Below are 25,104 nucleotides of genomic sequence, written 5' to 3'. Positions count from 1 at the left end.
CTGTGCAGACCGCTGGGCGGGCCTTACAACTGCGCTTCGCGGTCCACGCACAGCCGCCACCGCCCGGCCCCGCCGATCAGCGTGACGGTGGACAGCGGGAGCACATCGACGTTCCAGTAGCAGTGCGGCGGCGCCTTCATCGCGTGGGTCACCGCGGCGCGGATCACACCCGCGTCGGCGACGGCGAGCATCCGGTCGTCGAATCCGGCGGGCCGGTTGTCCAGCCATCTGCCCACGCGGTTGATGAACGCCGACAGCGACTCGCCCCCGTGCGGCGCGCTGCCCGGGTCGGCGAGCCAGGCGTCGACCGCCTCGGGCTCGCGCTCCTTCACCTCCTCCAGGGTCCGGCCGCGCCAGTTGCCCATGTCGCAGTCGCGCAGGGAGGTTTGGGAGAGCGGCATGAAACCGAGGATGTCGCCGGTCTCCCGGCTGCGGGCCGACGGAGAGCAGTAGCGCAGCTCAGCGGCGGCCAGCGGAAGCAGCGAGGGCGCCACGCGCTCGACCTCGCGCCAGCCCGCCGGGTCGAGCGGCCGGTCGTCGTCGAAACGCTCGGCGAGCCGGGAGGAACTGCGGGCGGAGGCGATCAGCGTGAGCCGGAAGTTCATCCGGGCATGGTAGGCGGCATGGATCATGGTGGCGGCTGCCGAAGCCCGTTCCGCCGTGTGGGAATGGGTGGCGCGATGTGTGGGGTGTGTGTCCTTGCCGCCATCCGGGACAGACCGCAGGGTGGAAGGGTGAACCAGCGACACGTCGTCTTCGTGATCTACGAGGGGTTCCAGTCGCTCGACCTGGCCGGTCCGCTGGAGGTGTTCCAGCACGCCGACCGCCTCGCGGGCGGCTACTCCTGCCGGATCGTGGCGCCCCTCCCGGGCCCCGTGCGGTCGTCCGGCGGCCTGCCGGTGCACGCGGCGCACGGGGTGGCCGATCTCGACCCCGGCGGGATCGACACGCTGGTGGTGGCGGGCGGCCGCGGGGTGGACCGGGCCCGCCACGATCCGGCGCTGACCGGCTGGATCGCGTCGGCCGCGGCCGGCGCCCGGCGGGTCGCCTCGGTGTGCAGCGGGGTGTTCCTGCTGGCCGCCGCCGGGCTCGTGGACGGGCGGCGGGTCACCACCCACTGGGGCCGCGCGGAGCAACTGGCCCGGGAACACCCCGGGGTGCGGGTCGACTGCGATCCCATCTTCGTCCGGGACGGGAAGGTGTGGACCTCGGCGGGCGTGACCGCCGGGATGGATCTGGCGCTCGCGCTGGTGGAGGCGGATCTGGGGCGGAAGACGGCCCACACCGTGGCCCGGGAGCTGGTGTTGTTCCTGCGCCGCCCCGGCAGCCAGTCCCAGTTCGGCGTGGGGCTGTGGTCGGCGCAGCCGGCCACCGACTCGATCGGCGCCGCGGTGTCGGCGATCCACGCCGACCCGGGCGCCCGGCACACCGTCGCGGATCTGGCGGGGTGTGCCGGGCTGAGCACACGCCATCTCCAGCGCAGGTTCGCCGCCGAGCTCGGCGTGCCGCCCGCGGTCTATGTGGAGCGGGTGCGGGTCGAGGCGGCGCAGCGCGCGCTCGTCGAGGGCGGCGACCCCGTCGAGGCCATCGCCCGGCGGTGCGGCTTCGGCACCGCAGAGACCCTGCGCCGCGCCTTTCACCGCCATGTCGGCGTCGCCCCGTCCGACTACCGGGACCGTTTCCGATCCACGAGGGAGTACACATGACCACCTACGGACTGCTGGTGTTCGAGGGGGCCGAGGAGCTCGACTTCGTCGGCCCCTGGGAGGTGTTCACCGCCTCGTCGATGCTGCGCGACCACGCCGACACCGCGCTGCTCATCGCCGAACGGCCCGGCGCCGTCCGCTGCAACAAGGGCATGCGGGTGCTGCCGGACCACACGCTGGACGACCATCCGCCGCTGGACGTCCTGCTGGTGCCCGGGGGCATGGGCACCCGCCGCGAGGTGTCCAACCCGGCGGTCATCGACTGGATCCGCAAGACCTCCGCGCACACCGAGTGGACCACCGGCGTCTGCACCGGGGCGCTGCTGCTGCACGAGGCGGGCCCGGCGCGCGGTCGCCGGGTGGCCACCCACCACGCTTTCGAGGACGCTCTGGAGGCCCGCGGCGAGGTCACGGTGGTGCGCGACGCCCGCTATGTGGTCGACGGCGACCTGGTCACCAGCCAGGGTGTCTCGGCCGGGATCGACATGGCGCTGTGGCTGGTCGGCCGCCTGCACGGCCGGGACCACGCGCGCGCGGTCCGCCGGTACATCCAGTACGAGCCGGCGCCGCCCTACCTCGCCGACGAGCCGCTGGGGTCTTCTGTCTGAACACCTCCTGACGTAGTCGGCCGGCGCGGGTGCCTGGTTCCCGCGCCGCACCGGGAGAAACCTCACGCGCCCCGCCCCCGTGCCACGGCGTCCGCACGGTGTTCCGGCGTGCCAGCATGACGGCGGCCGACCAGGCCATGTGCTCTCGCAGGAGTGATGATGACGGACCACCATCCCCCGTCCCCCGAAAGGCGTGTCGCCGTGCGGCGCCTCGCGCCGCCTCCCGCGCTGCTGGGCTTCCTGGTGCTGCTCGGGCTGCTGTTCGCGGCCTCCTACGCGGTGGGGGCGGCGGCCGGGCCGGTCGCCCCGTGGATGCGCCCGTCGAGCCCGTCCGGGACCGCCCCGGGGGACGGGGGCGGGGGCGGAGACGAGGGCGGGGATGGCGGCGGCGGGATGCACGGCATGGCCGCGCGGCCGGGTGGCGGGCGGTGACCGCCGCGGCCCCGCAGGTGGCGCCGTCGGCCGGGCTCGCGATGCCGCCGCAGCGCCCGGGCCCTGAGGACGTGGCGGCCGACATGGCGGCGCCGGAGCGCCGGCGGCTGCTGGTCGCCGCGGTGCTGGCGCTGCCCGTGCTGGTGCTCTCCGTGGTGCCGGGCGCGCAGTTCCGCAACTGGCAGTGGCTGTGCTTCGTACTCGCCGCGCCGCTGGCGGTGTGGGGCGCCTGGCCGTTCCATCAGCGGGCGCTGCGAGAGCCGACGGTCGCCTCGGACACTTTGGTGTCGCTCGCCGTCGTCGCGTCGTTCGTCTGGTCGGCGTACGCCCTGTTCCTGGGCGGGGCCGGGGAGCCCGGGGCACGGCTGCCCTTCGACCCGACGGCCACCGCCGGAGTCGGCGCGGCACGCCCGTGTCCGGACGCGGTGGCCGGGGTCGTGCTGTGTGCCCTCGCCGGGCGCTGTCTGGAGGCCAGGGCCGGGCGCCGTACCGCCGCCTCGGCTCCGCTCCCGGCCGACGCGATGGCCCGGGCCTGTGTGCCGATGGTGGCGGCCGTGGCCGTGACGGTGCCGGGCTTCTGGCTCGGGGCGGGCGCCGAGCCACGGGCCGCGGTGGCCGCCGCCGTGGCGGTGCTGGTGGTGGCCGCCCCCTGCTCGCTGTTGGCGGCGGTCCCGGCGACGCTGCTGTCCGCCGCCCTGCGCGGCGCCCGGATCGGCGTTCGGGTCCGTCGGCCGCGGGCCTTGGAGGCGCTGCGCGCCGTCGACACCGTCGTGCTGAACACCGTGCGGCGGCCCGGCGATTACCGGGCGGTGCGCCATCTGAAGCGGCTCGGGCTGCGGCCGGTGCTGGTCACCGGGGAGCAGGAGGAGGCGGCCCGGGCCGCCGCCGACCGGTTGGGCATCGCCGAGGCGCAATCCGGTGTCGGGCCGCGCGACAAGGCCGTCCTGGTGCGGGAGTTGCGGGAGCGGGGACACCGGGTGGCGGTGGTGGGCGAGGGCGCCGAGGACGCGGCGGCGCTGGCCGAGGCCGACCTGGGCATCGCCCTGGGGGATGGCGACCCGGTGGCCGTCGGGGCGGCCGACATGACGCTGACGCGCGGGGACGTCGAGGCCGTCGTCGACGCGATCCGTCTCGCGCGGCGCACCGGGTACGTCCTCCGCGCCCAGCTGGTCTGGGTGCCGGGCTGCCAGGTGGTCGCCCTGGCGCCCGCCGCCGCCGGTTGGCTCAACCCGTCGGGCGCCGTCGTGGCGATGGCGGCCGGTGTTCTGCTCGCCGTCGCCGACGGCCTCGGCGCGTACGCCACCGGCCCGCGCCCGGCCCCGGCCGCCCGAAGGCTCACCCCATCATGAGGAACGTCATGCGCCCCGTGCTTTCGCCCACCCGTCGCCGCCTGGCCGGCGCCGTCCGCGGCGCGCTGGCGCCGCTGGTGGCGAGCGCCGTCGCCCTCGGCGGGCTGACGGCCTGGACCGCCACCGGCGCGGCCGGTTCGCCGGCCCGGCTCCGGATCACCGACGGCCGCGTCTGGCTGCCGTACGCCGGCAACGAGTTCACGGTGGCCTTCTTCCGGGTGCGCAACGCCGGGGGCGCCGAGGACCGGCTGGTGTCCGTGACCTCCCCGGTCACCGGCCGCGCCATGCTCTCCCGGACGGTGCGCAGGGGCGCCACGGAGTCCATGGCCATGGTCGACACGGCGGCCGTCCCCGCCCGCTCCGGGCTGACCATGTCGGCGGGCGGCCTCAAGGCGATGGTCAAGGTTTCCACGCCGCTGCGGCTGGGCGAGGAGCTGCCGTTCGTGTTGCGGTTCCGCGACAGCGGCCGGGTCACGGCCACGGCCCGCGTGGTGCGACTCGGCGACTGAAGCAGGTGTCAGGGCGCGGCGAGCGGCCGCGCCGCGTACGCCCGGGAGTCGCGGCGCCCGTCCGGAGTCCCGTTCAGACGCCCCTGGCGGCGGCGTAACGGGCCGCCACGTCCTCCCAGTTGACGAGGTCCCAGAGCTTGGTGACGTAGTCCGGGCGGACGTTCTTGTACTGGAGGTAGTAGGCGTGTTCCCAGGCGTCGAACACCAGCAGCGGCACCGCGCCCTGGCCGACGTTGCCGTGATGGTCGTAGACCTGCTCGACGATCAGGCGCTTGCCCAGCGGCTCCCAGGCGAGCACGCCCCAGCCGGAGCCCTGGACCGTGGTGGTGGCGGTGGTGAGCTGCTTCTTGAACGCCTCGAAGCCGCCGAGGTGTTCGTCGATGGCGTCGCCGAGCGCTCCGTCGGGGCGGTCGCCGCCGTCCCGGGACAGGTTCTGCCAGAAGATCGAGTGCAGGACGTGTCCGGAGAGGTTGAACGCGAAGGTCTTCTCCAGCCCGACCAGGCCGCCGAACTGCTCCTTGTCCCGCGCCTCGGCGAGCTGCTCCAGGGTGTCGTTGGCGCCCTTGACGTAGGCCGCGTGGTGCTTGGCGTGGTGCAGCTCGAGGATCTGACCGGTGATGGCCGGCTCCAGCGCGGCGTAGTCGTACGGCAGGTCGGGAAGCGAGTACGTGCCCATCAGGCACAGCCCCTTTCGGCTTTCGACGGTGAGTGATCGTGCCGGGACCCACCCTAGAGCCTTATTGCGACTTAGTTGCAACAACTACAGATATGCAGGAGCATGAAGGCGTGCGGGGCCGGCCCGTCAGCCTTCGCGATCGACGCCCGTAGCCATCCGGGCGCGTCCTTCCGAGGGGTGATCGTCTTCTCGCCCGGCGACCGCCGGTACCCGGCCGGCTCCGTGCACAACCACCCCCCTCCCGCCCCGCTCATTACCAAGTCTTTGCCGTTCGATAGGGTGTACGGGGGACGTCACCGGCCAAAACCAGCCGCCGTGCGTCCACCGCCAAGTGGCACACACGACGGAAGGATGGCCGTGGGAGCTCCGCGGATCAGCAGTACGCCGTTGCCCGGAATCGGTGTCCGTTACGACCTGACCACGCGAGAACACCAACGCATGTCGGTGGTCGCGCATCGCGACGGCGGGCGGACAGTGAGCGCGTATCGCGAGGACGACCCTGACGAGTGCGCGCTGTCCGTGCGGCTCACGGCCAAGGAGACGGAGTCCCTCATCGGCGCGCTGATGCCGTCGCACCACAGCCCCGCGCTGCTGTCCACGACCGAGCTGGGCCTGGTGGCCGAGCGGGTCGAGCTGTCGTCGGTCTCGCACTGGAACGGGCGGGTGCTGGGCGAGACGCGGATGCGGACCGAGACCGGCGCCTCGATCGTCGCGGTGCTGCGCCGCGCGGAGGCGATCCCCTCCCCGGCGCCGGACTTCCGGCTGGCCGGCGGCGACACCCTGATCGTGATCGGCACCCGCGAAGGCGTGGAGACGGCCGCGACGATACTTGGGCGGGAGTGATCGATGCATTCCTCCGCTCTTTTCCTGATCGAGTTCGGGGCGGTCATCCTGGGCCTGGGCCTGCTGGGCCGGCTGGCCGGACGCCTTCAGTTCTCCCCCATCCCCCTCTATCTGCTGGCCGGGCTCGCCTTCGGCGAAGGCGGTCTGCTGCCGCTGGGCGCGAGTGAGGAGTTCGTGGCGATCGGCGCCGAGATCGGCGTGATCCTGCTGCTGCTCATGCTCGGGCTCGAGTACACCGCCAGTGACCTGGTCAGCAACCTCAAGACCCAGTACCCGGCCGGACTGGTCGACGCCACGCTCAACGCCCTGCCCGGCGCCGCCATGGCGCTGCTGATGGGCTGGGGCCCGGTGGCCGCGGTGGTGCTGGCCGGGGTCACCTGGATCTCCTCGTCCGGCGTCATCGCCAAGGTCCTGGGCGACCTGGGGCGCCTGGGCAACCGCGAGACCCCGGTCATCCTGTCCATCCTGGTCCTCGAAGACCTGGCGATGGCCGTCTATCTGCCGATCATCACCGCCCTGCTGGCGGGCGTGAGCCTGGCGGCGGGCAGCGTCACCCTGGCCATCGCGCTCGGCGTGGCCGGTCTGGTGCTGTTCGTCGCCGTGCGCTACGGCCGGGTCATCTCGCGCTTCGTCTCCAGCGACGACCCGGAGAAGCTGCTGCTGGTGGTGCTGGGCCTGACCCTGCTGGTCGCCGGGATCGCCCAGCAGCTCCAGGTGTCGGCGGCCGTCGGGGCGTTCCTGGTGGGCATCGCGCTGTCCGGCGAGGTGGCCGAGGGCACGCACAACCTGCTCAGCCCGCTGCGGGACCTGTTCGCGGCCGTGTTCTTCGTCTTCTTCGGTCTGCACACCGACCCGGCGAGCATTCCGCCGGTGCTGCTGCCGGCCCTCGCGCTGGCCGTCGTCACCGCGGGTACGAAGATCGCCACCGGCTACTGGGCGGCGAAGCGCGCCGGGATCTCCGTCAAGGGCCGCTGGCGAGCGGGCGGCACCCTGGTCGCGCGCGGCGAGTTCTCCATCGTCATCGCCGGACTCGCCGTCACGGCGGGCATCGAGCCGGAGCTGGGGCCGCTGGCCACGGCCTATGTGCTGATCCTGGTGATCCTCGGCCCGCTCACCGCCCGCTACACCCAGCCGCTCGCCATGCGGCTGACCGGCCGCCGCAAGCCCGCCGAACCGGCCGCCCTCGCCGAGGCGGCCGAGGCCGCCGAGCGGCCGCAGGAGGCGGCGGAGCCGCGGGAGTCCGTGGACCAGCACGGCCACTGACCTGCCCGCGGCCCGGCCGCGTCACCTCCCCGGCGCCTCGGCGCCGGGGAAGCGCAGGGTCATCCAGTGCTCCGGGTCGTCCAGGAGCGAGAAGCCGATCTTCTCGTAGACGCCGTGGGCGTCGAACGTGGCGAGCAGGATGCGCCGCAGCCCGAAGGGCTCCAGGTGGTCACGGACGGCCGTGACCAGCGCGGTGCCGAGGCCCGTCCCGCGCGCGGACCGGTCCACGTAGACATCGCACAGCCAGGCGAAGGTGGCGTGGTCGGTGATGACCCGGGCGTACGCGACCTGGGTGCCCGAAGCGGTCTCGTACGCGCCGAAGTTGAGCGAGCCGGCGATGGCCAGGTCCTGCTTCTCGCGGGTGCGGCCCAGCGCCCAGTACGCGTCGGTGGACAGCCAGCGGTGGATCCGGGCCGGGTCGAGGCGGGCGGGGTCGCTGGATATCTCGTAGCCGTCCGGCACCGGCCGGCCGTTCGTGTCACTCATGGCGGGAGACTCGCAGGTCAAGGGGGCCGCGTCGAGGGGTTTTCGGCACGTGGAAGATCCTGCGTGCCGTCACCCCAGCACCTCGTCGCAGGCGAGGCGCAGCCGGCGCAGCCCCTCCGCCAGCTCGCCGGCGCCCGCCGCCGAGGCGAAGCCCAGCCGCAGGTGCGGGGCCGGCGGCTCGGCGCAGAAGTACGGGCGGCCGGGCGCGACGGACACCCCGGCGCGCAGGGCCGCGGCCGTCAGCGCGGCCTCGTCGGCCCCGTCGGGCAGCCGCAGCCACAGGTGGAAGCCGCCGGGCGGGACATGGCGCAGGGCGAGTTCGGGGAGGTCCCGCCGCACGCCCGTGGCCAGCGCCTCGCGGCGGGCGCGCAGCTCGGCGGCGACGGTGCGCAGATGGCGGGGCCAGGCGGGCGAGCCGACGAGTTCGAGCGCGGCCTCCTGGAGCGGGCGCGGCACGAAGAAGCTGTCGACGACCTGGATGGCGCGCAGCCGCTCCAGCGCCGGGCCGCGGGCGGCGAGCGCGCCCACCCGCAGGCTGGCCGAGGTGACCTTGGTGAGCGAGCAGACGTGGACGACGACTCCGTCGGGGTCGTCGGCGGCGAGGGTCGCGGGCAGCGGCCCCGCGTCCTCGTGGGCGAGGCGGCGCGCGAAGTCGTCCTCGATCACGAACGCGCCCGCCTCCCGGGCGACCCGCAGCACCTCGCGCCGCCGCTCGGCGGAGAGCACCGCGCCGGTCGGGTTCTGGAAGAGGGGCTGGCAGAGGAAGACGCGCGCCCCGGTCGCGCGCAGCGCCTGTTCGAGCAGATCGGTGCGGACCCCGTCGGCGTCCACGGGGACCGGGACCGGCCGCAGCCCGAAGGCGCGGGCGGCGGCGAGCGCCCCGGGGTAGGTGGGCGACTCCACGAGTACGGGCGCGCCGGGGGGCGCGAGGGCGCGCAGCGCGGTGGTCAGCGCGCTCTGGCCGCCCGCGGTGATCAGCACCTCGGAGGGGGCGAGGGCCCCGGCCCGGCCGCCGATCTCGGCGGCGAACCACGCGCGCAGCTCGCTCAGCCCGTCGATCGGCGGGCGGTCCCAGGCGCCGGGCCGCCGCCCGGCGCGGGCGAGGGCGGCGGCCAGCGCCCGCTCCGGCTGGAGCGAGGGGTGCAGATAGCCGCCGTGCAGTTCGAGGGCGCCGGGCGGCGGGACGGCCAGGGTCATCAGCACCCCGGAGGCGTCGACGGAGCGCGGGACCGACTCGCCGGACGTCTCGACGCTGAGGGCCACCTCCTGCCAGGAGGTGTCGCCGGGGCGCGGCGCCTCGGCCGCGCGCGGCCGGGCGGCCCGGAAGGCCCCGGCGCCGGGGCGGGTGACGACGAGCCCCTCGGCGCGCAGCGCGGCGAGCGCCCGGGAGACGGTCACCGGGCTCACCCGGTAGCGGTCCACCAGGGCCCGGCTGGACGGCAGCTTCTCACCCGGAGAGTAGCGGTTCAGCTCCGTGCGGAGGATTCCGGCCAGTTCCACGACACTGCTACGCTCTTGCATGAGAGTCCAAGATAGCGCTATTGCGAGCGAGACGATAGCGGTGAGCGGTGGCGCCGAGCCGCGCCCCGCCGCCCGGCCGCCGCTCGGCCGTCCCCGCCCCGCTCCGTCCCCCGTCCACCGCGGGGGCGTCCTCGGCACCGTCATGGCCGCGCTGGGCGTGGCCGCGTTCTCCCTGACCTTCCCCGCCACCGCCTGGGGTCTCGAGGGCCTGGGCCCCTGGTCGCTGGTCGCCTGCCGGCTCGCCCTGGCCGGGCTGGTCGCGGGCGGCGCGCTGGCCGCCCTGCGCGTCCCGCCGCCCGCCCGGCGCCACTGGCCCGGGCTGCTGGTGGTCGCCGGGGGCGTCGTCATCGGCTTCCCGCTGCTATCCACGCTCGCGCTGCGGACCTCCACCACCTCGCACGCCGCCGTGGTCGTGGGCCTGCTGCCGCTGACCACAGCCGCCTACGCGGCGGTGCGCACCGCCGAAGGGGCGCGCCGCTGTCGAAAGGGAGAGCGCGCGCAGGCCCTGAGGAACGAGGGGCCGAGCACGGTCGACCGTCGACAGGGGCTGAGGCGCCCCGGAGGCGAACCAAACCCAAAAAAAGGAGCCAGGCCCACCCGTGTGTTCTGGATTGCGGCCCTGATCGGCGCGGCGGTGATCGTCGCCTTCGCGCTCCAGCAGAGCGGCGGCGCGCCGACCGCCGGAGATCTGTATCTGTTCGGCGCGCTGCTGGTGTGCGCGGCGGGCTACGGGGAGGGCGCCCGGCTGGCGGCCCATATGCCGGGCTGGCAGGTGATCGGCTGGGCGCTGGTGGCCTGTCTGCCGCTGTCGGTGCCGGGCGCGGCGGCCGCCCTGGCCACCGAGCCCGTGCACCTCGGGGCGCACGCCGTCGCCGGGGTGCTGTGGCTGGCCCTGGGCTCCCAGTTCCTGGGTCTCGTGGTCTGGTACCGCGGGATGGCCGCCATCGGCGTGGCCAGGGCCAGCCAACTCCAGCTGGCCCAGCCCCTGCTCACCCTGGTGTGGTCCGTGCTCCTCCTGGGAGAACACCTCACCTGGGCCGCCCCCGTGGCCGCCGTGGCCGTCCTGGTGTGCATCGCCGTGACGCAGCGGGCGTCGACGGGCGCAAACCGGGAGGAGCGGCCATAAACTGGCCTCAGGGACCGCAACACCCTCCGGGGCACCGGACAGGAGGTCACGCGCATGGAGGCGACCGTAGGCGACAAGCTGCTGGTACACGGCAGGGTTGTCGGAATTCACGACCGGACCGCGGAGATCATCGAAGTGCTCGGGGACGACGGGACCCCACCGTTCCGCGTCCGCTTCGAGGACGACGGGCACGAGTGCGTGGTCTCCCCCGGCCCGGATTCGGTCGTGCGTCACCTGCACACAGAGCCCGGACGGCCGTAGTCCAGGCCCAGACGGCTCAGCGGGGCGGACGCACGCGATACGGGTAGTGGTCGGCGACCACGCGCGCCATGGCGCCGTTGCGGTCGGCGGCCACTTCCTTCGCGGAGAAGTAGACGTTGCCCCGCACCTGCGGATAGTCCCGGTCGAAGGTGAGGTGCCGGGACAGCTCCGCCGGGTCCTGCCAGGGCGCGGGCTGCGCCGGGTCCCCCGCCTTGTAGAGCGCCTCGCCGATGTAGAGGTGCACATCGGTGCCCCGCACCACCTCCGCCCACCAGGGCACCAGCTTGGCGTAGTCGGCGGCGGCGAAGCCGATGTTCCAGTACACCTGCGGGACGATGTAGTCGATCCACTCCTCGCGGACCCACCTGCGCGTGTCCGCGTACAGGTCGTCGTAGGTCTGCACCCCGGCCCGGGTGTCGGAGCCCAGCGGGTCGGTGGCCTGGTTGCGCCAGACGGCGAAGGGGCTGATCCCGAACCGCACCCGCCGGTCCAGCCGCTTGATCCGCCCGGCGGTCTCGCGCACCAGCCGGTCGATGTTGTCCCGCCGCCAGGCGGCCCGGTCCGGGAACCCCGCGCCGTGGCGTTCGTACGCCGCGTCGTCGTCGAAGACCTGGCCCGCCACCGGATAGGGGTAGAAGTAGTCGTCCCAGTGGACGCCGTCGATGTCGTAGCGCGCCACCGCGTCCAGCATCGCGTCCTGGACGAAGCGGCGGACCTCCGGCAGGCCGGGGTTGTAGTAGAGCTTGCCGCCGTAGGGCACCACCCACTCCGGGTGCAGCCGCGCGGGGTGGGTGGGGATCAGCCGGGTGGGGTCGGTGTGGTTGGCGACGCGGTACGGATTGAACCAGGCGTGCAGCTCCAGGCCCCGGCGGTGGGCCTCGCGCACGGCGGTGCCCAGCGGGTCCCAGCCCGGGTCGCGGCCCTGGACGCCCGTCAGATACTCGGCCCACGGCTCGTACCGGGAGGGCCACAGCGCGTCGGCGGTCGGCCGGACCTGGAAGACCACCGCGTTCAGCCGCCGGGCCACCGCGGTGTCCAGGAAGGCGAGCAGCTCGGCGCGCTGCTCGGCGGCGGTCAGGCCCGGCTTGGAGGGCCAGTCCCGGTTGGCGACGCTGGCCAGCCACATCCCGCGGAACTGACGCGTGAGGTGTCCGCCGCTCCCCCGCGCCTTCTCACGCCCGTACGCCGCCGTCGAACCCGTCGTGACGGTCGCGGCCAGCGCTCCGGCGGCCGCGACCGTCAGTCCCCTGCGCGTGATCTGCCCCATCCTCGCTCCTCGCTCGCTCGCCTGTTGATCGTGGCTAACTCCCGCCGATGATGCGGGTCTTACGGGCACACGGCAATCCTTCCCACCCTTCCGGACCACTCGACTCTTCACCGCCACGCCCTCTTGACTCCACTCTTCTCGCCCGGTCATCCGGCCGCTAGCATCGGTGGTACGCACACATGGGAGCGCTCCCAAACCCGGATACGGACAGACCGGCACAGACACCCGCCCCCGTACCGCCGCGGCCCGCGGCGGATGCCCGGAGAGGAAGTTCCCGTGCGCTTTCATGGCAGGAGAAGACCACTCGGCGCGCTCATGGCCGCGCTGGCGCTCGTCGGCGGATTACTCACCGCGGCCGCCGCCCCCGCCGCCGCCCACCCCGACCGCGCCGCGAGCGACCGCGCCCCGAGCCGCCCCGCCGCCGGGCTGGCCGCCGCCACCTGGAAGAACGTCCGCGTCGACGGGGGCGGCTTCGTCCCCGGCATCGTCTTCAACCGCAAGGAGAAGAACCTCGCCTACGCCCGCACCGACATCGGCGGGGCGTACCGCTGGGACCAGACCGGCAAGCAGTGGGTGCCGCTGCTGGACTGGGTGGACTGGGACCGCTGGGGCTGGACCGGAGTGTCGAGCCTGGCCAGCGACCCGGTCGAGCCGAACAAGGTGTACGCGGCCGTCGGGACGTACACCAACAGCTGGGACCCGACCAACGGCGCGATTCTGCGCTCCTCCGACCGGGGCGCCACCTGGCAGTCCACCACCCTCCCCTTCAAGGTCGGCGGCAATATGCCCGGCCGCGGCATGGGCGAGCGCCTGGCGGTCGACCCCAACAAGAACAGCGTGCTGTACTTCGGCGCGCCGAGCGGCAACGGCCTGTGGCGCTCCACCGACTCCGGCGCCACCTGGTCGAAGGTGACGGCCTTCCCCAACGCGGGCAACTACGCCCAGGACCCGAGCGACTCCAGCGGCTATCTGAGCGACAACCAGGGCGTGGTGTGGGTGACCTTCGACGAGCGCACGGGCTCGTCGGGCACCGCGACCAAGACCATCTACGTGGGCGTGGCCGACAAGCAGAACACCGTCTACCGCTCGACCGACGCCGGCGCCACCTGGTCGCGGGTGGACGGACAGCCGACCGGCTACCTCTCCCACAAGGGCGTCCTCGACTCCAAGAACGGCTACCTCTACATCACCACGAGCGACAAGGGCGGCCCCTACGACGGGGAGAAGGGCCAGGTGTGGCGGTACGCCACGGCCACCGGCGAGTGGAAGAACATCAGCCCGATGACGGACGCCGACACCTACTTCGGCTACAGCGGGCTGACGGTGGACCGGCAGAAGCCCGGCACGCTGATGGTGACCGGCTACAGCTCCTGGTGGCCGGACACCCAGATCTTCCGCTCCACCGACTCCGGCGCCACCTGGACCCGCGCCTGGGACTTCACCAGCTACCCCAACCGCTCCTTCCGCTACACCCAGGACGTCTCGTCCGTGCCCTGGCTGACCTTCGGCACCAACCCGTCCCCGCCCGAGGTCACGCCCAAGCTGGGCTGGATGACCGAGGCGCTGGAGATCGACCCGTTCGACTCCAACCGGATGATGTACGGCACCGGCGCCACGGTCTACGGCACCGAGAACCTCTCGTCCTGGGACTCCGGCGGGCAGATCAAGATCACGCCGATGGTCAGGGGCCTGGAGGAGACCGCGGTCAACGACCTGGCCAGCCCGCCGTCCGGCGCCCCGCTGCTCAGCGCCCTGGGCGACATCGGCGGCTTCCGCCACACCGACCTCGACGCGGTGCCCACCAAGATGTTCGCCTCGCCCAGCTTCACCACGACCACCAGCCTGGACTACGCCGAGACCAACCCGAACACGGTGGTGCGGGTCGGCAACAACGACGCCGCGCCCCGGATCGCCTTCTCGACCGACAACGGCGCCAACTGGTGGCAGGGCAGCGAGCCGTCCGGGGTCACCGGCGGCGGCACGGTGGCCGCGGCGGCCGACGGCAGCGGCTTCGTCTGGAGCCCCGACGGCACCTCCGCCGTCTACTACACCGCCGGCTTCGGCAACTCCTGGACGGCCTCCAGCGGCATCCCGGCCGGGGCGGTCGTCGAGTCGGACCGCAAGAACCCGAAGAAGTACTACGGCTTCAAGTCCGGCACGTTCTATGTGAGCACCGACGGCGGCGCCACCTTCACCGCCAAGGCCGCCACCGGGCTGCCCACCGACGGCCCCGTACGCTTCAAGGCCCTGCCGGGCACGGAGGGCGACATCTGGCTCGCGGGCGGCAGCGCGAGCGGTACGTACGGGCTGTGGCACTCCACCGACTCGGGCACCACCTTCACCAAGCTGTCCGGCGTCCAGCAGGCCGACAACATCGGCTTCGGCAAGGCCGCAACCGGTGCCACGTACCAGACGCTCTACACCAGCGCCAAGATCGGCGGCGTCCGCGGGATCTTCCGCTCCACCGACGCCGGGGCGAGCTGGGTACGGATCAACGACAACGCACACCAATACGCCTGGACCGGCGCCGCGATCACCGGCGACCCGCGGGTCTACGGGCGGGTGTACGTGAGCACGAACGGGCGCGGCATCCTGCGCGGCGACTCCGCGTAACCGAGAGGCCGCCGACCACGGCCCCCGACCGCCCCAACGGGGCCCGCCGCCCGCCCACTTGAGATCCCGGGCCGGGGTCCGGACCACAAGGTTCCGGCCCCCGGCCCACCCCTCGGACCCGACCGGCAGGTAACGTCTGGGACGACCTACTGATCAGCGGAAGGGCACGAGGTGACCGACATCCAACGCGTCGGAGTGGTGGGCTGCGGCCAGATGGGCGCGGGCATCGCGGAGGTGTGCGCCCGTGCCGGCCTGGACGTCAAGGTCGCGGAGACCACCGGTGAGGCCCTGGAGCTGGGCCGTACCCGGCTGACCAACTCCCTCGGCAAGGCCGCCGAGCGCGGCAAGATCACCGAGGCGGAGCGCGACGCGACGCTGGCGCGGCTGAGCTTCACCACCGACCTCGGCGAGTTCTCCGACCGCGATCTCGTCATCGAGGCGGTCGTGGAGAACGAGCAGATCAAGACCGAGATCTTCCAGGTCCTCGACCAGGTCGTGACCCGCCCCGACGCCATCCTGGCCTCGAACACCTCCTCCATCCCCCTGGTCAAGCTGGCCGTCGCCACCTCCCGCCCCGACCAGGTCATCGGCATCCACTTCTTCAACCCGGCCCCGGTCCAGCAGCTGGTCGAGCTGATCCCCGCGCTCACCACCGGTGACCAGACCATCAAGCGCGCCGAGGCCCTGGTCCACGACGTCCTCGGCAAACACGCCATCCGCGCCCAGGACCGCTCCGGCTTCGTCGTCAACGCCCTGCTGATCCCCTACCTGCTCTCCGCCATCCGCATGTTCGAGTCCGGCATCGCGAGCCGCGAGGACATCGACAACGGCATGGAACTCGGCTGCGCCCACCCCATGGGCCCGCTCAAGCTCTCCGACCTGATCGGCCTGGACACGATCGCGGCGATCGCCGACTCGATGTATGGCGAGTACAAGGAGCCCCTGTACGCCCCGCCGCCGCTGCTGCTGCGCATGGTCGACGCGGGCCGGCTGGGCCGCAAGACGGGATCGGGCTTCTACGAATACGCCTAACCAGCGCTGACACCTACGCTAAGCGATCACCGGAAGGTCCCGACGGGCATCAGCAAGGGCGGCTGTCCGCGAGTCGGATAGCCGCCCCGAGTGATCGTTCATGCCGCCAGGGAGTTCTCAGGGGGTTTCGGTGGGAGTTCACGCATCCCGCTCGCCGGCAGTTCAAGGACACCGCTGCCCGCCTCGCCGCCGGCGGGCAGGCCCCGGCCGGCGCCCCGTTCACCACGCCGGAGGGCCAGAGCCCGGTCCGCTGCCCAGGCGCATCGGCCCGCGTCCTGGCGGATGACCCCGCCAGCGACAGCACCACGACGTGAGCTCACCGGGGACCGCAGCCGGTTACTACTTCTCCCAGCACATCTTGTGTGACCCGATCCAAACCTTGTGATTCTTGCCGTTGATGGGGATCGTCTCGTGGTGAGCCCCGACGGTCACGCAGTGTTTGTAACCCGGGCTCGGGCTGGGCGTGTCATCACTGGCTGCCGCATGGGAGTGCGTGACCGAGGCGGGCGTCGCGAAGGCGGTACCCGTTGAGGCCACGGCCGCTCCGCCGACCAACATGGCTGCGGCGGCACCTGTGGCCAGCGCGCACGCTATCGGGTTCCGCATGCCTGTCACCTTCTTTGGTCGACTCGCGGATCTCTACGCCCCATCCTTCGCTTCTCTCATCGCCGGTGCATCTCGATCACCAGGTGCTCACGCCCCAGGCGAGACCGGCCCCAGCTACTTCCGCATTGCCCGCCCTGTGCCGCCCGGCCGGAGCGTTCTTCAAGTACGCAGGAGAAACTTCATGGCCCGTATGCCCGGCGCGACCTGACGCCCCGTACCGAACTGCACCAAGGGCGGACAGGACTCTGTCCGCGGTGTGGTGCTCCACATCATGCAAGGCACCCTCGACGGGTCGGACAGTTGGTTCCGCAACCCACGGCCAGGCCTCGGCGCACTTCGGCGTCGGCAAGGACGGCCGCATATACCAGTGGGCCGACGCCGCCGACCGCGTGTGGGCGCAAGCCGCAGGCAACCGCACCTGGTTGTCGATCGAGCACGAGGGGCACGCCGGAGAGGAGCTGACCGAGAAGCTGCTCGCCGCGACCGCCCGCATCGTTGCGTGGGCGCACACCGAGCACGGCGTGCCGCTACGGCTGGCGGATAGCCCCGAGGGGCGCGGCATCGGCTGGCACGGCACGAGCGGCTCGGCATGGGGCGGCCACACGGGGTGCCCGGGTACGCCTATCAAGAACCAGAGGGCGGCCATCATCAAGACCGCAGGGGGTCGGCGTCCGCCGGCAAGCCACTGTATGAGCCGTTCCCCGGCGTCGGCTTCTTCAAGCTGACGAACGCTCGTACGCCGCGCGGCAGCGCAAGCTCGGCTACGCCGGGGCCGACGCCGCATACGGAGATCACAGTTGCGCTTGCCCGCTGACGCCCCACACTGCGCCCCTTGCCTTGGCCTCCGGGCCGGGCGAGGGGTATTTTTGTTCAGCGGAGATCAAGCACCATGACGTCATATAGCGGAGAATCGGGGAACGGCAACCTTTCCCCAGCTTTTCGATAGCCCCACTTCTCATACATTGCCCTGAGCCGCGAGCGCTCTCGACGCACCAACAGCTGCACACGCTCCTCCTGACGCTGACTTGTCAGCTCGGCGTGCATCACTTGGGAAATGCCTCGACCACGCCACTTCTGCCGAAGCATGTTCTCGCACAACTTAAACGTGACTCCATCGCGGTCCGCGAACCCGTAGGTGAAGCCCGCGATTTCTTCGCTAACCTCGGCGATCACGCAGGCCCAGTCAGGAGCGGAAGTATGGCTCTCCAGGCGCTCCCCGAAGCGCTCCATGGAGAAAAATGGGTCGGTGGCGATATCGTCCGCGTATACCTCCGCGTACACATCCAGTATGATGTCTCGAATTTCCTCCAGCCGTTCGCGGGTGTAATAGCTGGTCGTCAGCAGGTCTGCGGACATTTCACCACTGCCTCGTATCGGTCGGAGAACTCCACAGCGTCCACCGGGCTGCGGTCGAGCAGGTCATCGCGGAGTTGACGCAGCTGCTGGCCGACGCGAGGGCTTCGGACCTCACGCAGAAGGGCAAGGGCATCGTCCCCGGCAGCGATAGCTGCTTCAAGCTCGCCAGCAGCGGCCAAACTCCGACCCAAGCGAACATGGGCCGCCAGGTGATTCCTCCTCAGCGGAGTTTGCTGGACAACGGCAAGAGCCTCGCGGGCCGCGTCCACCGCCTTGCCGTACTGGCGCAGATCCATAAAGCAGAGTGCTCTGGCACTGGATACCTCGCCGGCGTTGAAAAAGCCCAGCCAGCGTTGTGGCTCGGCGGGCTCGCGGTCCAGGTCTTGCTCAGCCCAGAGCAAGGAACGACCGCACCAGCCCCCCTCACCGCATAATGCGTGCCCTTGGGCAACCCAGGTGTGCAGCAATGCCGACAGCTGCCCATCGCGGCGTCCTCTGGTTTCATCCAGTGCCGCCCGAGCAATCGCCACCGCTTCGCGCCCGTGTCCCAGCCTGTATGCCTGATGGGACATGGAAGACCAGATCCGGGCCTGGAGCAGCTTGTTCCGGGCCAGGCTGGCGTAGCGCATCGCCGTGTCCCACCGCCTGCGGGCTACGTCCTGTTGCCCGGCGTCGAACGCGAACCACCCAGCGCTGGTTGACATCTCGCCCAGCGCCTCGTAAAGGCGCTTTTGGACGTTGCCGCCGTAGGTGCAGCGCCGGGCGTTGTGCTCGACGTACTCGACATAGCGGGCACTGATCTCGACCAGCTGGGCCCCGCCGTGGCGGTCGTCGATCTGGTGCAGCTTCGCAGCTGCGGACTGGATGCGGTGGACGTCGGCCATGCCAAGTCGGCCAGTGTCAGGCATGGGCGGGAGGGCGAGGACGCCTCCGGTGAGGCCGAGGACGAATTGTCGACGGAGCACGGGCGGTCCCTGGAGCTTCGGGGGTGCTGATGCTTGAACCGTAACCCCGGCGAGCCCCGTGGCGGGAGGGGTAAACCCCAGCGCGGCGGCGGATCGGCCGAAGATGGTCTCAAGCGCGAAGCGGGTGTGGTCGCGTGGCCAGCCAACTTGTCCAGACAGCCATCGACGCACATGACGTGCGGCGCATTTCCCTGGCGTGCCGCTGAAGTGCTCGATGGCGGTGTTCACCGCCTCGGCCAGGCCCTCATGGGTGAAGCCAAACTCGACCATGAGCTGGCGGAGAATGGCGTTCGGCAGGAGTTGGTCGGGCATCAGCTCTCCCTGTTGTGACGCGAGACACAGTAGTCGGGAGGTGACAGAACGTGAAGAAAAGTGTCCTCCTCTCGTGAAGTAGACGGCGCCCGGCCGTCCTTTCGCAGGCAAGCCCCACGGCGAGATGGTGGGTTCGCCGCAGGGTCACCCCCCTGGTCCTGAACAGCCGTGGAGCGCAGCATGACGACCAGAGCCGAACCGTGGACGCTGCCCAGAAGCCGTAGCGCGGAGCTACAGCCCGCTGGCCGATCGTGGGACGTCGTGTGTGTCCCCCTCTCCATCGGCATCGGCAAACGCACCCTCGACCTGCTGGACGAGACAACGGGCGCGGTCATCGAGAACCCGATCAACAGGGTCCTCTATTGGCTCATCTCCCCGGGCGCCGCTGCTGATTGGGACATGAGCCTGCTGCCCTCCGTCCAGGTGTGGGGCGCGACCGCCTACGTCGAAGTTCCCCCTGTGGGCTTCGAGACGGGGCCGGGCGTGCGCTGGCGCGTACCTCTCCGGTACGACCGATACCTCACCGACCCGGCGGCCCTCCTCACCGCGCTCAAGACCGCGACCCGCGAAGCGCTCGGCCCCCGCAAGGATGCAGCCCGGTGACTCAGTACTGCTACCGCTGCGACAAGCCCACCCGGGAACCGATCACCGTGCTCCGCTCGTCGGCGTCCGGACCCGGCTGCCTGCGCCACCTGTGCCCGGACTGCAACCGCCGACGACCGCACCCCGACGCCGACCTCTACGACGTGCTCGTCACCCTCCAGCGCGAGAGGACGGCATCGTGACCGCCCCGGTCAGCGGTCCACCCCAGCCAGACCCAAAGACACTGAACGGCGACCAGTTGCAGGGCTGGAACTGCGCCCTGTGCAATGCCCGCCTGTTCGCCGACCACTCCTTGGGCAAGGTCACCGTCGACTACGGCCACGTCACAGAGACCTACGAGCTGTGGGCATGTCGACCGTCATGCCCTCTTCCGCCCCCGTCACACGGGCAGGGGGCCACGTAGACCGGTGGGCCGCTGGTTGTCCGGTCCTGCCCCGTAGCCGGACACCTGTCGCTGGCCAGCGGCCCACCCCTCAGCGTTCGCCCGCCTCCAACTCGCCCCGGAGGCGGGCGGGCACCCAGCCCCCGCTCCGGCCGCTCCCCGTCAGGTGAGGACGGCCGGCCGGAGCGGGCCGCACACGCACGACGACCGAAGATCCACATCGTGAAGGAGAGCACACCATGACACCGACCCACACCCTCGATCGCCCGGCCACCTCGACCATCAGGCCGTTCGGCCTGTCCAAGACCGTCCCTGTGACGGGCGAAGCGTTCGTGATGCCGGCCCTGCACCTCTGCTCGGAGCGGCAGATCAGCGTGACCGCGACCGGGACGCCGTTCATCAGCGAGCCGTCGATGAAGACGCAGCTCACGACGACGACGCAGACCAAGGAGGACAACCAGCTGGCGACCGACACCGCGAACGACACCGACTGACGTCGGCTGACCGGCGGAACTGAACCATGACCGTCCTGGTGCTGACCCGGCCCAACGACTCCACCGCTGACCTGGTCATAGCGGAGCTCAACCAACGATCCGTACCCGTACATCGTCTCGACCCCGGTGACTTCCCGGAGATCCTGACCGTGTCGGCCCGGATCGGCCCCGACCTGACGTCGTGGCAGGGCGTCTTACGCGGCCAGCACCGGGACGTGTCTCTCAGCGACATCCGATCCGTGTACTACCGGCGCCCCGGAGCGCCCCGTCTCCACCCCGACATGTCCGAGCAGGACGCACGATGGGCGCAGGCCGAGGCACAAGCCGGGTTCAGCGGGATGACGTACTCGCTGCCCTGTCTGTGGGTGAACCACCCGAACCGCAACGCACTCGCTGCGTACCCGCCCGTCGCCCTGGCCGCAGCGGCCCGCGCCGGGCTCTCCGTCCCCCGCACGCTGATCACCAACGACCCGCACCAGGCCCGCGAGTTCGTCTCCGCGCTGCCGGGCCAAGTCGCCGCATACAAGGCGCTCGGCACCGCCCACCCCAGCGACCAGGACGACCGGCCGCAGGCCCTGTGGACGACGCAGGTCCGGCCGGGTGAGATCGATGAGTCCGTCAGGCGCACTGCGCACCAGTTCCAAGAGTGGGTGGACAAGGCGCACGAGGTGCGGCTCACCGCGGTCGCGCACAGCTTGTTCGCGGCCGAGATCCACGCCGGATCAGACGCCTCCCGAATCGACTTCCGCGCCGATTACGACAGCCTGACGTTCAAGCCCTGCCAGGTGCCCGAGCGCATCGCCGGGGGCGTCCACATGCTGATGTACACGTTCGGCCTCCAATACGTCGCCCTCGACTTCCTCGTTAACCCACAGGGCCACTGGTACCTGGTCGACGTCAATCCCAACGGGCAGTGGGGATTCATCCCGGACCTGAGGGCGCCCATCACCCGAGCACTGGCTGACCTTCTGGAGAGGGCTCACACATGATCACCGAAGTACCGTCGGCTGACGAGCTGCGGCACCACATGGCCGACCACCTGGTGAGGGCCGGCTGGGTCCGGACCAAGCCGTGGCGTGCCGCCTTCCTGAGCGTCCCCCGTCACGAGTTCGTCCCCGAATTCTCTGTCCGGTCGCGCGGCAGCCTGCACAGGTACAGCAAGGGCGACCCCGCATGGCTGACCGCGGCCTACAGCGACGCCTCCCTGCTGACCCAGTTCGACCAGGACGGCACCGCCACCAGTTCGTCCACGCAGCCCTCCCTCATGGCCCACATGCTCGAGGCCCTCGACGTTCGCGACGCGGACACCGTGCTGGAGATCGGGGCAGGCACCGGCTACAACGCTGCGTTGCTCTCCCACCGACTCGGCAGCAACAACGTCGTGACCGTGGACGTCGACCCCGATCTGGTGGCGGCCGCGAAGATGCGTCTGTGCGAGGCCGGGTACGAGCCGACGCTCGTGGTCGGCGACGGGATGGTCGGCTGCCCCGATCGGGCGCCGTATGACCGGCTCCTGGCGACGTGCGGCGTCGGCCGGATCCCGGACGCCTGGCGGGAGCAAGTCCGCCCGGGCGGGGTGATCGTGGCCAATGTGGGCTGCGGCATCGCGCGCCTGTCCGTGACGGCCGACCACTCGGCCGGCGGCCGGTTCCTCCCCGAGCTGGCCGGCTTCATGACCGCCCGGCGGAGCCCTGACACCGTGGGGACCGCCGCGGGGCGGCTCGTGCAGCCGCTGCTGACGCGGTCCGACCAGACCCGGGAGATCACCATGCCAGCGAGCCTGGACGCTGCCGTGCCGCAGCTGCTTGCCTCGCTGGTGCAACCGGGGGTCAACGAGTTCGCCCTGGCGGACGACGACGGCCGGCAGATGCGGTGCCTCTTCGACCCGGTCACCTCGTCGTGGGCGCGGATCACCATGACCGGGGTCCAGACCGCTCGGCTCGACCACGGCGGGCCCCGTGATCTGTGGGCCGAGCGGGAGCCGCTGCTCAGTCACTGGCGGGATGCCGGGCGGCCGGGGCACGACCGCTACGGCCTGTCGGTCTCCGCGGACGGTGCTCATACGCTGTGGCTGGACGAGCCGGAGAGCGTGAGCTGGGGACTGCCGGACTAAGACTTATCCCGTATGTGTGTACGGGGGCGGCCGGTGTGCGGTCGTGTCGTTCCGGCGTGGGCCTTGGACCGCTCGGTTGCGGGTCGGGTCTCATCCGGGGTTGCCACGGTGCACTTTCCGGCGTTTAGCCGAGCAGAGGCCGCCTGTTGCCGGGGAAGGGTGTTCCGGCGGGGTTCGGCTGCCGCGCGGGTCCGGCCCGAGGGCGCGGACTTCGGTGCGGTTGACTCGGACAGGGCTTCTTGCAGCCCTTGGGCGAAGAGGATCTGGGCGGCCCGGGCCCGATGGTGGTCGAGGCGGGCGGTGGTGGGGTCGTCGGGGTCGGTGAGGGTGGTGAAGGCGGCCAGGGCGGCGGAGACCAGGTCACGGTCCCCGCGCAGCCCGCAGCCGCCGTCGGCCGGGTCACAGTGATGGGTGCGGTCGCGCAGGGATTTGGGTGCGCGTCGGCCGCACAGGCAGTGCTGGGACAGGGCAGTGGTGAAGGTCGAGGCGCGCAGGAGGCGTCCGCCGGTGGCCGTGCACTCGGCGGCCAGTTGGGTGATCAGCCGTCCGGGGGTGGTGGCGGAGCAGGTACGGCCCCACAGGCGGAACCAGGTGCGGATGTCGCAGTCCTCGACGGTCAGGTGCGGGCCGTGGGCGGCGACCACAGCGGCGGCGATCTTCTTCGCACGGTGACGGGAGGCCTCGGCCGCGCTCGCGGCCATGGCACTGTGGCGGGCCCGCAGATTCCGGTAGCCGGTGCTGAGCGTGTCGCGGCGGTAGGCCTGCCGGGGTGTTCCGGTCGCGGTAGTGCGCCGGGGTCCGGCCGGGACGGTCACGGTCTTGGCGGGCAGGCCTGCCGCCCGCCGGCGTTCGTCGCGGGTCTGCTGGCGGCGGGAGGGCCGGTACTGCCGGGGGTTGGTGGCGCGGCGGGAGCGGTCCAGGGCGCGCTGGCGTCCCCGGGCCTTCTTGCGCGCTGCGGCCAGAGCGTGCTGCTCGGCTTCGGTGAGGGTGATCCGGGAGGAGCGTACCGGCCCGTCACCTTCGTCACCGGTGGCGGGGAAGGAGACGACGGCGAGGTTGGAGACGTTGCCGTCCACCCCACCGACGCGCGTGAGGACGGCGGCCTGGCGGCGCCGGATACGGGTGGCGGGGGAGGCGTAGCCGGGGACCAGGACCATCAGATGGGCCTCATAAGCCCAGCCGCCCGGGGCGGCCGGATCCCGCCTGCGCACCAGATCGATCTTGTGCCACCGGCTCGGGTCGTCCAGGTAGTGCAGCAGATAGGGCCAGCGTCCCGCGCCCTGCGGCAACCGTACCGGCAGGACGATGTCCCCACCTCCGGTGGGCCCGCCGGCAAAGACGACAGTCAGCGGCCCGGTGTGGTCGAACCACGACGCCGCCCTGCTGCGACCGCGCCCCCGGACGTCGGTGGTCCCGGTCGGGACGCCTCCCATGGGCCGGGCGGGGGCGGGCATGCGGCGCGGCTGGGCCAGCACCCGTATGCCCGGTACCAGCCGTGCGGCCTGGGCGGGGGTGGTAACAGAGGGCGGCAGCGCCGGGTGCCGGAATGCCTCCAGGTGTCCGGCGAGGGTGCCGTGCAGGCGGAAGGTCTCCCACTTGCGCTCGGTGGTGTGCGAGCGGGCCCGGCCCGGGATACAGGTGTACTCCCACCACGTCCCGGTCCTGGGACGCCCGGCCCGCCGCCCTGAGGCGTCCTGGTGCAGATGACGGGCCACGCCGGCCCACACCTCGTCGGCCTGGTGCATCACCAACGCCTTCGACACATGATCGCTCAACCAGCGTGAGCGCTCCAGATGCTGATACGCGCGCCGTTCCAGCCCGGTGCGGGACAGGCCCAGGTCGGCCCGCCAGGCCTTCACGTCCCGCTCGCGCCGCACACCACCGGCCCAGTAGGCGCCGGCCACGTCTCGCGCGTCACGCTGCAGGGCGCGTTTGACCTGCCACATCGCCGAAAACAACTGCTCGACCCGGCGGCGGACACTCGCGTCGCCGACGACCAGCGGCAGCCGGATCACCGACACCGGCGCATCCTTCGCCCGCCGCCACACCTCACCCCGATTCGGCCCCCGAAACCGCCGCCCCGACCCAGGCGCAGGAGCAGGAGCAGGAGCAGGAGCAGGAGCAGGAGCAGGAGCAGGAGCAGGAGCAGGAGCAGGAGCAGGAGCAGCCGATGATTGACCCGCCACCTCATCCCCCTCACCCGGACCAGCGTCAGCGTCAGCGTCAGCGTCAGCGTCAGCGTCAGCGTCAGCGTCAGCGTCAGGCATAACGTCATGAAGTCTGTTCGGGTTACGGTCAGTTGTATGGCACTTCGTCCCGCCATCTGCCGTTCAGCTCATTTGAAGGCGTGGACGGGGCTGTCCGGGCCGCAGCTGCACGCCCTGATCGCCCGTTTGTGGCGGCGCCGCCCGGACAGCGGGTGCGGTCGGCCCTGGTCACTTGCCTTCGGCGACCGGGTGCTGCTGGTCGTCCTGGACTACCGCACCAACCTCACCATGGAGCAGCTGGCCGCGCTGTTCGCCACCACGGACTCCACCGTGCACCGGGTCACCGCCGACCTCGCGCCGCACCTCGCCGCCCT

27 protein-coding genes are annotated in these 25,104 nt (G+C 71.8%); 18 read left to right on the top strand and 9 right to left on the bottom strand.

The window, feature by feature from the left end; translation table 11 throughout:
* Positions 1-23 precede the first annotated feature (23 nt).
* Positions 24-605 carry a histidine phosphatase family protein gene (locus ACH4S9_RS45980; RefSeq protein WP_398377553.1) on the bottom strand — a complete coding sequence of 194 codons (582 nt, stop codon included), beginning with the start codon at positions 603-605 and terminating at the stop codon, positions 24-26.
* A 129-nt stretch (positions 606-734) separates the two neighbouring features.
* Here ACH4S9_RS45980 and ACH4S9_RS45975 point away from each other — a divergent pair, with 129 nt between their 5' ends.
* The 5 genes from ACH4S9_RS45975 (at position 735) to ACH4S9_RS45955 (ending at position 4,604) form a co-directional block, all read left to right on the top strand.
* Complete coding sequence (locus ACH4S9_RS45975) at positions 735-1,706, top strand: GlxA family transcriptional regulator (RefSeq protein WP_398377551.1); 972 nt, start codon at positions 735-737, stop codon at positions 1,704-1,706.
* The gene (locus ACH4S9_RS45970; protein WP_311725709.1) at positions 1,703-2,314 is read left to right on the top strand and encodes a DJ-1/PfpI family protein; all 612 of its coding nucleotides are present in this window, start codon (positions 1,703-1,705) and stop codon (positions 2,312-2,314) included. The genes ACH4S9_RS45975 and ACH4S9_RS45970 overlap by 4 nt, the downstream gene beginning before the upstream one ends.
* A 159-nt stretch (positions 2,315-2,473) precedes the next feature.
* The gene (locus tag ACH4S9_RS45965) at positions 2,474-2,746 is read left to right on the top strand and encodes a hypothetical protein (RefSeq protein WP_385345518.1); all 273 of its coding nucleotides are present in this window, start codon (positions 2,474-2,476) and stop codon (positions 2,744-2,746) included.
* A complete protein-coding gene (locus ACH4S9_RS45960) occupies positions 2,743-4,095 on the top strand; it encodes an HAD-IC family P-type ATPase (protein ID WP_398377549.1) in 1,353 nt (450 codons plus the stop codon). The genes ACH4S9_RS45965 and ACH4S9_RS45960 overlap by 4 nt, the downstream gene beginning before the upstream one ends.
* An 8-nt stretch (positions 4,096-4,103) precedes the next feature.
* A complete protein-coding gene (locus ACH4S9_RS45955) occupies positions 4,104-4,604 on the top strand; it encodes a copper chaperone PCu(A)C (protein ID WP_398377547.1) in 501 nt (166 codons plus the stop codon).
* 73 nt (positions 4,605-4,677) lie between these two features.
* Here ACH4S9_RS45955 and ACH4S9_RS45950 read toward each other — a convergent pair whose 3' ends face one another.
* On the bottom strand, positions 4,678-5,280 hold the full coding sequence (locus ACH4S9_RS45950) for a superoxide dismutase (protein WP_311725706.1): 603 nt from the start codon (positions 5,278-5,280) through the stop codon (positions 4,678-4,680).
* A 351-nt stretch (positions 5,281-5,631) separates the two neighbouring features.
* Here ACH4S9_RS45950 and ACH4S9_RS45945 point away from each other — a divergent pair, with 351 nt between their 5' ends.
* Both ACH4S9_RS45945 and ACH4S9_RS45940 read left to right on the top strand, forming a co-directional pair.
* Positions 5,632-6,123, top strand: coding sequence for a TrkA C-terminal domain-containing protein (locus ACH4S9_RS45945; RefSeq protein ID WP_311725705.1), 492 nt, complete (start codon positions 5,632-5,634; stop codon positions 6,121-6,123).
* Positions 6,124-6,126: 3 nt separating this feature from the next.
* Entirely contained in the window at positions 6,127-7,386 is a 1,260-nt protein-coding gene (locus ACH4S9_RS45940) for a cation:proton antiporter (protein WP_311725704.1), read from the top strand.
* Between the two features lie 21 nt (positions 7,387-7,407).
* Here the strand turns inward: ACH4S9_RS45940 and ACH4S9_RS45935 are convergent, their stop codons facing one another.
* Positions 7,408-7,872 carry a GNAT family N-acetyltransferase gene (locus tag ACH4S9_RS45935; RefSeq protein WP_398377546.1) on the bottom strand — a complete coding sequence of 155 codons (465 nt, stop codon included), beginning with the start codon at positions 7,870-7,872 and terminating at the stop codon, positions 7,408-7,410.
* A gap of 69 nt (positions 7,873-7,941) precedes the next feature.
* Positions 7,942-9,393 carry a PLP-dependent aminotransferase family protein gene (locus ACH4S9_RS45930; protein ID WP_398377544.1) on the bottom strand — a complete coding sequence of 484 codons (1,452 nt, stop codon included), beginning with the start codon at positions 9,391-9,393 and terminating at the stop codon, positions 7,942-7,944.
* Here ACH4S9_RS45930 and ACH4S9_RS45925 point away from each other — a divergent pair.
* On the top strand, positions 9,392-10,519 hold the full coding sequence (locus ACH4S9_RS45925) for a DMT family transporter (RefSeq protein WP_398377543.1): 1,128 nt from the start codon (positions 9,392-9,394) through the stop codon (positions 10,517-10,519). The two genes, ACH4S9_RS45930 and ACH4S9_RS45925, sit on opposite strands and share 2 nt — an antisense overlap.
* A gap of 54 nt (positions 10,520-10,573) precedes the next feature.
* Positions 10,574-10,780 carry a DUF1918 domain-containing protein gene (locus ACH4S9_RS45920; protein WP_352129240.1) on the top strand — a complete coding sequence of 69 codons (207 nt, stop codon included), beginning with the start codon at positions 10,574-10,576 and terminating at the stop codon, positions 10,778-10,780.
* 16 nt (positions 10,781-10,796) lie between these two features.
* On the opposite strand, the gene ACH4S9_RS45915 is transcribed toward ACH4S9_RS45920, so the two are convergent.
* Positions 10,797-12,047, bottom strand: a complete 1,251-nt coding sequence (locus tag ACH4S9_RS45915; RefSeq protein ID WP_398377542.1) for a glycoside hydrolase family 10 protein — start codon at positions 12,045-12,047, stop codon at positions 10,797-10,799.
* A gap of 315 nt (positions 12,048-12,362) precedes the next feature.
* Between ACH4S9_RS45915 and ACH4S9_RS45910 the strand changes: the two genes are divergently transcribed.
* The 3 genes from ACH4S9_RS45910 to ACH4S9_RS45900 all read left to right on the top strand — a co-directional run bounded on the left by ACH4S9_RS45910 (position 12,363) and on the right by ACH4S9_RS45900 (position 17,023).
* Positions 12,363-14,660, top strand: coding sequence for a xyloglucanase (locus ACH4S9_RS45910; protein ID WP_398377609.1), 2,298 nt, complete (start codon positions 12,363-12,365; stop codon positions 14,658-14,660).
* 171 nt (positions 14,661-14,831) lie between these two features.
* On the top strand, positions 14,832-15,692 hold the full coding sequence (locus ACH4S9_RS45905) for a 3-hydroxybutyryl-CoA dehydrogenase (RefSeq protein WP_398377541.1): 861 nt from the start codon (positions 14,832-14,834) through the stop codon (positions 15,690-15,692).
* 671 nt (positions 15,693-16,363) lie between these two features.
* The gene (locus ACH4S9_RS45900; RefSeq protein ID WP_398377540.1) at positions 16,364-17,023 is read left to right on the top strand and encodes an N-acetylmuramoyl-L-alanine amidase; all 660 of its coding nucleotides are present in this window, start codon (positions 16,364-16,366) and stop codon (positions 17,021-17,023) included.
* A 145-nt stretch (positions 17,024-17,168) separates the two neighbouring features.
* On the opposite strand, the gene ACH4S9_RS45895 is transcribed toward ACH4S9_RS45900, so the two are convergent.
* The gene (locus tag ACH4S9_RS45895; protein ID WP_398377539.1) at positions 17,169-17,654 is read right to left on the bottom strand and encodes a GNAT family N-acetyltransferase; all 486 of its coding nucleotides are present in this window, start codon (positions 17,652-17,654) and stop codon (positions 17,169-17,171) included.
* Positions 17,636-18,931 carry a hypothetical protein gene (locus ACH4S9_RS45890; protein WP_398377538.1) on the bottom strand — a complete coding sequence of 432 codons (1,296 nt, stop codon included), beginning with the start codon at positions 18,929-18,931 and terminating at the stop codon, positions 17,636-17,638. The genes ACH4S9_RS45895 and ACH4S9_RS45890 overlap by 19 nt, the downstream gene beginning before the upstream one ends.
* A gap of 180 nt (positions 18,932-19,111) precedes the next feature.
* Here ACH4S9_RS45890 and ACH4S9_RS45885 point away from each other — a divergent pair, with 180 nt between their 5' ends.
* From ACH4S9_RS45885 to ACH4S9_RS45865, 5 genes are all read left to right on the top strand, one after another.
* Positions 19,112-19,534, top strand: coding sequence for a hypothetical protein (locus ACH4S9_RS45885; protein ID WP_398377537.1), 423 nt, complete (start codon positions 19,112-19,114; stop codon positions 19,532-19,534).
* On the top strand, positions 19,531-19,716 hold the full coding sequence (locus tag ACH4S9_RS45880; protein ID WP_398377535.1) for a hypothetical protein: 186 nt from the start codon (positions 19,531-19,533) through the stop codon (positions 19,714-19,716). The genes ACH4S9_RS45885 and ACH4S9_RS45880 overlap by 4 nt, the downstream gene beginning before the upstream one ends.
* Before the next feature lie 439 nt (positions 19,717-20,155).
* The gene (gene tgmA / locus ACH4S9_RS45875) at positions 20,156-20,410 is read left to right on the top strand and encodes a putative ATP-grasp-modified RiPP (RefSeq protein ID WP_398377534.1); all 255 of its coding nucleotides are present in this window, start codon (positions 20,156-20,158) and stop codon (positions 20,408-20,410) included.
* Between the two features lie 26 nt (positions 20,411-20,436).
* Positions 20,437-21,399: an ATP-grasp ribosomal peptide maturase gene (gene tgmB / locus ACH4S9_RS45870; protein WP_398377533.1), complete on the top strand. Its 963-nt coding sequence runs from the start codon at positions 20,437-20,439 to the stop codon at positions 21,397-21,399.
* Positions 21,396-22,523: a methyltransferase domain-containing protein gene (locus tag ACH4S9_RS45865; protein WP_398377531.1), complete on the top strand. Its 1,128-nt coding sequence runs from the start codon at positions 21,396-21,398 to the stop codon at positions 22,521-22,523. The genes tgmB and ACH4S9_RS45865 overlap by 4 nt, the downstream gene beginning before the upstream one ends.
* On the opposite strand, the gene ACH4S9_RS45860 is transcribed toward ACH4S9_RS45865, so the two are convergent.
* Together ACH4S9_RS45860 and ACH4S9_RS45855 are read right to left on the bottom strand one after the other, a co-directional pair.
* The gene (locus ACH4S9_RS45860) at positions 22,520-24,544 is read right to left on the bottom strand and encodes a transposase (RefSeq protein ID WP_398377530.1); all 2,025 of its coding nucleotides are present in this window, start codon (positions 24,542-24,544) and stop codon (positions 22,520-22,522) included. The two genes, ACH4S9_RS45865 and ACH4S9_RS45860, sit on opposite strands and share 4 nt — an antisense overlap.
* Positions 24,535-24,798: a hypothetical protein gene (locus ACH4S9_RS45855; RefSeq protein ID WP_398377529.1), complete on the bottom strand. Its 264-nt coding sequence runs from the start codon at positions 24,796-24,798 to the stop codon at positions 24,535-24,537. The genes ACH4S9_RS45860 and ACH4S9_RS45855 overlap by 10 nt, the downstream gene beginning before the upstream one ends.
* Positions 24,799-24,826: 28 nt before the next feature.
* On the opposite strand from ACH4S9_RS45855, the gene ACH4S9_RS45850 reads away from it, so the two are divergent.
* Positions 24,827-25,104 (top strand): transposase family protein (locus tag ACH4S9_RS45850; protein WP_398377527.1); only part of this gene is annotated, 278 nt, incomplete at its 3' end.

The organism is Streptomyces sp. NPDC021225, from assembly GCF_044332865.1.
GTDB lineage: Bacteria > Actinomycetota > Actinomycetes > Streptomycetales > Streptomycetaceae > Streptomyces.
This window is presented reverse-complemented; position numbering and strand designations above follow the sequence as displayed.

Bases quoted from the DNA above. Each gene is read 5' to 3' on its own strand.
- ACH4S9_RS45980 (WP_398377553.1), bottom strand. From the start codon at position 605: ATGAACTTCCGGCTCACGCTGATCGCCTCCGCCCGCAGTTCCTCCCGG.
- ACH4S9_RS45970 (WP_311725709.1), top strand. From the start codon at position 1,703: ATGACCACCTACGGACTGCTGGTGTTCGAGGGGGCCGAGGAGCTCGAC.
- ACH4S9_RS45965 (WP_385345518.1), top strand. From the start codon at position 2,474: ATGACGGACCACCATCCCCCGTCCCCCGAAAGGCGTGTCGCCGTGCGG.
- ACH4S9_RS45955 (WP_398377547.1), top strand. From the start codon at position 4,104: ATGCGCCCCGTGCTTTCGCCCACCCGTCGCCGCCTGGCCGGCGCCGTC.
- ACH4S9_RS45950 (WP_311725706.1), bottom strand. From the start codon at position 5,280: ATGGGCACGTACTCGCTTCCCGACCTGCCGTACGACTACGCCGCGCTG.
- ACH4S9_RS45945 (WP_311725705.1), top strand. From the start codon at position 5,632: ATGGCCGTGGGAGCTCCGCGGATCAGCAGTACGCCGTTGCCCGGAATC.
- ACH4S9_RS45940 (WP_311725704.1), top strand. From the start codon at position 6,127: ATGCATTCCTCCGCTCTTTTCCTGATCGAGTTCGGGGCGGTCATCCTG.
- ACH4S9_RS45935 (WP_398377546.1), bottom strand. From the start codon at position 7,872: ATGAGTGACACGAACGGCCGGCCGGTGCCGGACGGCTACGAGATATCC.
- ACH4S9_RS45925 (WP_398377543.1), top strand. From the start codon at position 9,392: ATGAGAGTCCAAGATAGCGCTATTGCGAGCGAGACGATAGCGGTGAGC.
- ACH4S9_RS45930 (WP_398377544.1), bottom strand. From the start codon at position 9,393: ATGCAAGAGCGTAGCAGTGTCGTGGAACTGGCCGGAATCCTCCGCACG.
- ACH4S9_RS45920 (WP_352129240.1), top strand. From the start codon at position 10,574: ATGGAGGCGACCGTAGGCGACAAGCTGCTGGTACACGGCAGGGTTGTC.
- ACH4S9_RS45915 (WP_398377542.1), bottom strand. From the start codon at position 12,047: ATGGGGCAGATCACGCGCAGGGGACTGACGGTCGCGGCCGCCGGAGCG.
- ACH4S9_RS45910 (WP_398377609.1), top strand. From the start codon at position 12,363: ATGGCCGCGCTGGCGCTCGTCGGCGGATTACTCACCGCGGCCGCCGCC.
- ACH4S9_RS45895 (WP_398377539.1), bottom strand. From the start codon at position 17,654: ATGTCCGCAGACCTGCTGACGACCAGCTATTACACCCGCGAACGGCTG.
- ACH4S9_RS45890 (WP_398377538.1), bottom strand. From the start codon at position 18,931: ATGCCCGACCAACTCCTGCCGAACGCCATTCTCCGCCAGCTCATGGTC.
- ACH4S9_RS45885 (WP_398377537.1), top strand. From the start codon at position 19,112: ATGACGACCAGAGCCGAACCGTGGACGCTGCCCAGAAGCCGTAGCGCG.
- tgmA (WP_398377534.1), top strand. From the start codon at position 20,156: ATGACACCGACCCACACCCTCGATCGCCCGGCCACCTCGACCATCAGG.
- tgmB (WP_398377533.1), top strand. From the start codon at position 20,437: ATGACCGTCCTGGTGCTGACCCGGCCCAACGACTCCACCGCTGACCTG.
- ACH4S9_RS45865 (WP_398377531.1), top strand. From the start codon at position 21,396: ATGATCACCGAAGTACCGTCGGCTGACGAGCTGCGGCACCACATGGCC.
- ACH4S9_RS45855 (WP_398377529.1), bottom strand. From the start codon at position 24,798: ATGACGTTATGCCTGACGCTGACGCTGACGCTGACGCTGACGCTGACG.